Genomic DNA, 4,712 nt, shown 5'->3' on the forward strand with positions numbered 1-4,712 from the left:
GTTGGCTACGCCGTCCGAGGGGTGCGCGAAACTGGCAGAACGCAGTGCCCAGACATGGCCTTGCGACTGGCCAGCCGATATACCCGTACGAGGCGCGACCGTGCCGACCGTGCCGTATGCAGTAAGAGCGTCGGCCTGTCCCACGGCCGCCCTGGACGGCGCACCATGGTTGAACGAGGCACGCATGGCCCGGTCATGGCTGGCCATGCTGCGCTCTTGCTCCTGCGCAGCGATCGGGCCCATGTGCTGATCGCGTGTCGCCGCCATGTCCCGCGCGGTAGGATCGGCGTGGATGCCGCCTTGCCCACCATTGAAGCTCGTGCGATTGATCGTGGTGTCATTGACCACCGCATGGTTGTAGACGTTGGTGATATGCACGTGATCGTCGATATGGGTCACCGCCCGGTTGTAATAGAAACCACCGTGCCCCCAATAACCACCGACATAACCTGTCCCGGTGTAGCCATAGCCATAGTGGATACCACCATAGAAACCCACATGACGCCCCCAATAGCCAGGATGGAAGACGTACACACCGCCGCCCCATCCCCAGTATCCCGGGGTCCATAATGCACCGTAATACGGCGGAAGCACCCAGGTGCCCGATACCCAGTAATAACCGCCGTCGTCATCGTACGCCCAATAGCCAGGCACCCAGATATAACCTGGACCGGGGATGACCGGCTGCGCATAGACAGGCAGCGGCGGCGGCGCAAAGCCCACACTGACCAGAACGTCCGCCTGAGCGGATGAAGCCAGAACCAGCCCACCAGCCACCGCCATGCCGATCGCCATGGCGCGCGCCAACCAGCGCCGATGTATAGAACGACCTTGACTCACTGCCTGCCTGTTCATGCGAGCCTCCCGTGTGTGTCGCGTGCCTGTAAACGCGACACCTTTCGGCCCGTCGTACCTGTCGCCGATGATGCGCTGCGGCGCCATTCAGGCGCCATGAAAGCCAATATTCTTATCGACGCCCCTGCGATCGGCGGTTGTGGGTCGCTTCAGTCAGGCTGATAGGCGCCTGACACGCGTTTCATCGAAGCGAACCGTGACGCCGCTTGCCTATTCAAGCGGCAGTGATCGATCCAGGCCGTTCACGACGCAACCGCCAGAATGCCTCGCCAACCATCATCAACAATATGGCGGCGGCGACGAACAACAACTTGTATCCCATGACCTGATAAAGCAACACTCCCACCACACCGCCCAGCAGAAACGAAAGGACCGTCTGCACATGCAATCGAAGGCGCGATCGATAGGGGCCGGTATTGTCTGCGGACTCCTTGCCACGCAGCACATCCAGCAATACGGCCAGTTCGATACCGATATCGGTCGACATACCCGAAACGTGCGTCGTTCGCACGCGTGCATCGGATATCCGCGTAACCACGGCGTTCTGCAATCCCATCAAAAAACTCAGGCCTAGGATCATCCAGGTTCCCTGTCGAGCCGCCTCCACGATGGCCTCGACGCCACCCAGTAGTGCGAGCAAGGCACCCTCCAGGGCGATGACCAGCGCATAGATGCCTCGACGTCCATGCCGGCGACCGGCGTTGATCAACAACGTGGAAATCGCTGCGCCAAGAACGAACAACACCACGATCAACAAATAGAAGGCGCCGACCATCCAGTCGCCGCGCGCCGCGTGATCGGAAAGCGCCGAGACGTTACCGGTCATGTTGGCCGAGAAGAATCCCACCGCATAGAACGCGGCGGTATTGAGCCCGCCGGCGACCGCAGCCAGCATGCATGCCAACCGTCGATCCGTGGCATCGGTGCGCGAAGACCCCTGTCCAATCAGCATGGCTCAACCTGTACGAAAACCCCGGCAAGAACATTAGCAGATCGTCGACGATCCTCCGAAGCAAGCAAATCCCGTCAATCGGCTGCGATGATGTGGCCGTCGTCGAATGCGATCTGCCGTTCCGGCCAGCGCAACGCCCCCAGCCGCGTGCGGAATGCTTGCCCGCGCAATCGCTCCTGGAAGCGACGCCCCACTGAATAATCCACGCAAAAGACGTTGCGACGAGGCCCGAGCCCCTGCCCTGCCGTTGTGCCGGCGAACAAATCCACTCCTGCCTTCCCGAATGCGGCGCGGTCGACAGTGACGGGCCAACGCCAATAATGGCCCACTACCACGGCTACGTCGTCGCGATAGTCATCCCACCACGGTGCGCGTTCGACCATGCGCCACTTGCCGCTGCTATAGAAGGGTTCGGGCGCCTGGCGCTCCATGCCGGAGGCAAGCACGCGAACCGGATTGGACATCTGCACCGCCTCGTCGCGACGTGCCGACGCAAGTAGCAAGGGAACAAGGCTGTCTGGATCGACTAACTGCTTGCGGTAGTTTGTCTGCTCCTGCCTGGCACGTTCGAGTGTGCCATCCTGGTCGAGCAGCCGATAGGTCTGATCCCGGAACGCGTCGTGCAAGGCGGCGACATCCGGGTTGGCGGCCGACTGCACGGTCGCAATGGAAGCATGAGACCAGCAGGCATGCACGACACGAAGGTCCGACCGTTCCAGCGCCAGCGGCAATCCCTGTATCAGGCGACGAATCCAGGCACGACTTGCTGCGTCGGCCTTGTGCGAGACGAGGAACTTGCCTTGGGCATGATCGTGGTCGTCATCGAAATACCAACCATTGCCCTCCTTGGGCGCCAGGCGCAGGAGATTGAGCTCGTGGTTACCAAGTACGCATTGCGCGAGACCTCGCTCCATCCATTCGCCCACGCGCTCCATCACCGCGATGCTGTCGGGTCCTCGGTCACAGAGGTCACCCACGAAGACGAGCCGTCTGCCTTCAGGATGATGTCCGCGTCGGTCATAACCGAGCACAGCGAGGAGGTCGTTCAATGCATCGATTTCTCCATGCACATCGCCGACGACATCCAGCGGACCTTCAAACAAGGCGCGAACAAGGCCATGGGCCTCACGTGATTCCAACACTTGATTCAACACCTCGACCCCCACGTCCCTGGCTGCGACACATGCCGTGACAGGCGCGCAACAACACTAGCCGCGCCATGGTGGCACGACATCGCCGGGATTCTAACGTGAGTCCGGGGAATGCGGGACGCCCGTGCATCCGGGCGCCCCGCGGTAGAGCCAGGACTAGCCGGCGCCGGGCAAGTCGGCCGCGGAAGGTTCCTGTGAAGCCGACGGATCATCCCCGACAAGCTCCTTCCAACTTTTGGCAACGCCGTTGCGGCGTCCCTTCTGAGTGAGCCGCAATCCATCGGGGTCGATCAGCAAGGTGTATTCAATACCTGCGACCGTAATGGCACGGCGTAGCGGCTTATCCAATGGGGTCATGACGTAACGTCCTCCGTTGTAATGACGGCCGGCGGCCTCAAGCACCCATCAAAACACATCGAGTCGTTATGTCCGCGCGGGATAAACATCACGAAAAGGTGATGATGAATAAAGCGCAAACCGATTTTCATGATCATTTCAGGGAGGCGCTGCGTATTGGAGTAGCCAATTCAAGGAACCTTCAGAACCATTCATCGAAGTCGTCATTCCGGCGAATCCTCCGAGGGTACCTGAGGGCCAGTATCTAGCGCCTCTAACTCCGTCAGAGCCAACACTTACGTCCCGGCCTACGCCGGGACGATGGATAAGAAAGTTTTTTACAGGCTCCCCTGATTCGCCCATTCATCAGATTCAGACTACCGCTGTGCGCTCGCAGTCTGTGGCTGTGGTTGCTGCTGATTCTGGTTTTGATTTTGCTGCTGCGTCTGCTGTGTCGATGGATCGACTCCGCGTTGGGATTGAGCCTGGTTCCAATTTGCCGTGCTCTGGGCAATGGACGTATTCACACCCTGTGCCACCCCCACATCGGCGTACTGCTTGAATGGCGAATTCATGTCGCCCTGTACGGCCCAGGCACGTGAAGCGTCCTCACTCAACATGACCCGATTGATACCAGTCATGCCATTCTCATAAGACTTCACGGCCAAGGTGCCTGCCAGATTATCGCTCCCCTGGTCGGGAACACGACCATGCTGGGTGTCCATCTGATATACAGCCGTCTGTGCCTGCTTGAACAAGTCATAACCCGGATGCGCCGGATCGTTTAACTGCGCCGCATTGGCAGTCGGAGCTGCCGGAGCGTCCGGCGAAGATGTAGCAGGTGCGGTCTGCGATTGCGGGGACTGTTGCTGCTGTTGCTTCAAGGCCTCATCCATGGCCGAGCGCGTCTTGTCCCCTACCACGCCATCCGGCGTCAGATTGTGCGCGCGCTGAAAAGCCTCGACGGCTTCCTTGGTCCCATTGCCGAAGCGACTATCTTCCATCAGCTTGCCATGGGGCAGATTACCGAGTTGGTTGAGCTGGTGCTGCAGATTGCCCACGGCCGGGCTGTGGTCGCCTTCACGCAGCGTATGGCTGCCCGTGCGAGCCGGCGCGCTCCCCCCCTGCTGCGCAGGCGTGTGCTCGATATTGAGCTTATCCAATGCCGCCGTCAGGCGTTGTTCGCGACTAGCTACCGAGTCTGGATTTTCCACCCCATATTTCGTGGCATTGATGAAATTCTGGATATCGGTGCGCGTGATCGGGTCACCAGCCTTCAGCTCGCCGCCTGGCAACTTCACTGAGTTACCCTCCAGATACGACATCATGCTGTTGGGCTGGGACTTCTGCCCAATACCACTGATGGAGAACTGATTGTCGTAGTCGGCCAACGCCAGTTGCAGTTCAGGGCTGCCCGC

General features: G+C 60.0%; 5 protein-coding genes. All 5 read right to left on the reverse strand.

The window, feature by feature from the left end:
• Nucleotides 1-855: YXWGXW repeat-containing protein (locus tag VF436_RS01045; protein ID WP_330902109.1), on the reverse strand; the 855-nt coding region annotated here is incomplete at its 3' end.
• Between the two features lie 214 nt (nucleotides 856-1,069).
• The gene (locus tag VF436_RS01050) at nucleotides 1,070-1,807 is read right to left on the reverse strand and encodes a YoaK family protein (RefSeq protein ID WP_330902110.1); all 738 of its coding nucleotides are present in this window, start codon (nucleotides 1,805-1,807) and stop codon (nucleotides 1,070-1,072) included.
• 74 nt (nucleotides 1,808-1,881) lie between these two features.
• Nucleotides 1,882-2,949, reverse strand: coding sequence for a metallophosphoesterase (locus VF436_RS01055; RefSeq protein ID WP_330902111.1), 1,068 nt, complete (start codon nucleotides 2,947-2,949; stop codon nucleotides 1,882-1,884).
• Between the two features lie 165 nt (nucleotides 2,950-3,114).
• Complete coding sequence (locus VF436_RS01060; protein ID WP_330902112.1) at nucleotides 3,115-3,315, reverse strand: hypothetical protein; 201 nt, start codon at nucleotides 3,313-3,315, stop codon at nucleotides 3,115-3,117.
• A gap of 356 nt (nucleotides 3,316-3,671) precedes the next feature.
• Nucleotides 3,672-4,712: peptidoglycan-binding domain-containing protein (locus tag VF436_RS01065; protein WP_330902113.1), on the reverse strand; the 1,041-nt coding region annotated here is incomplete at its 5' end.

The organism is Dyella sp. (assembly GCF_036384435.1).
Lineage (GTDB): Bacteria > Pseudomonadota > Gammaproteobacteria > Xanthomonadales > Rhodanobacteraceae > GSA-30.

What these genes read in the sequence shown, in the direction of transcription:
- VF436_RS01050 (WP_330902110.1), bottom strand. Translation starts at nt 1,807, where the DNA reads ATGCTGATTGGACAGGGGTCTTCGCGCACCGATGCCACGGATCGACGG.
- VF436_RS01060 (WP_330902112.1), bottom strand. Translation starts at nt 3,315, where the DNA reads ATGACCCCATTGGATAAGCCGCTACGCCGTGCCATTACGGTCGCAGGT.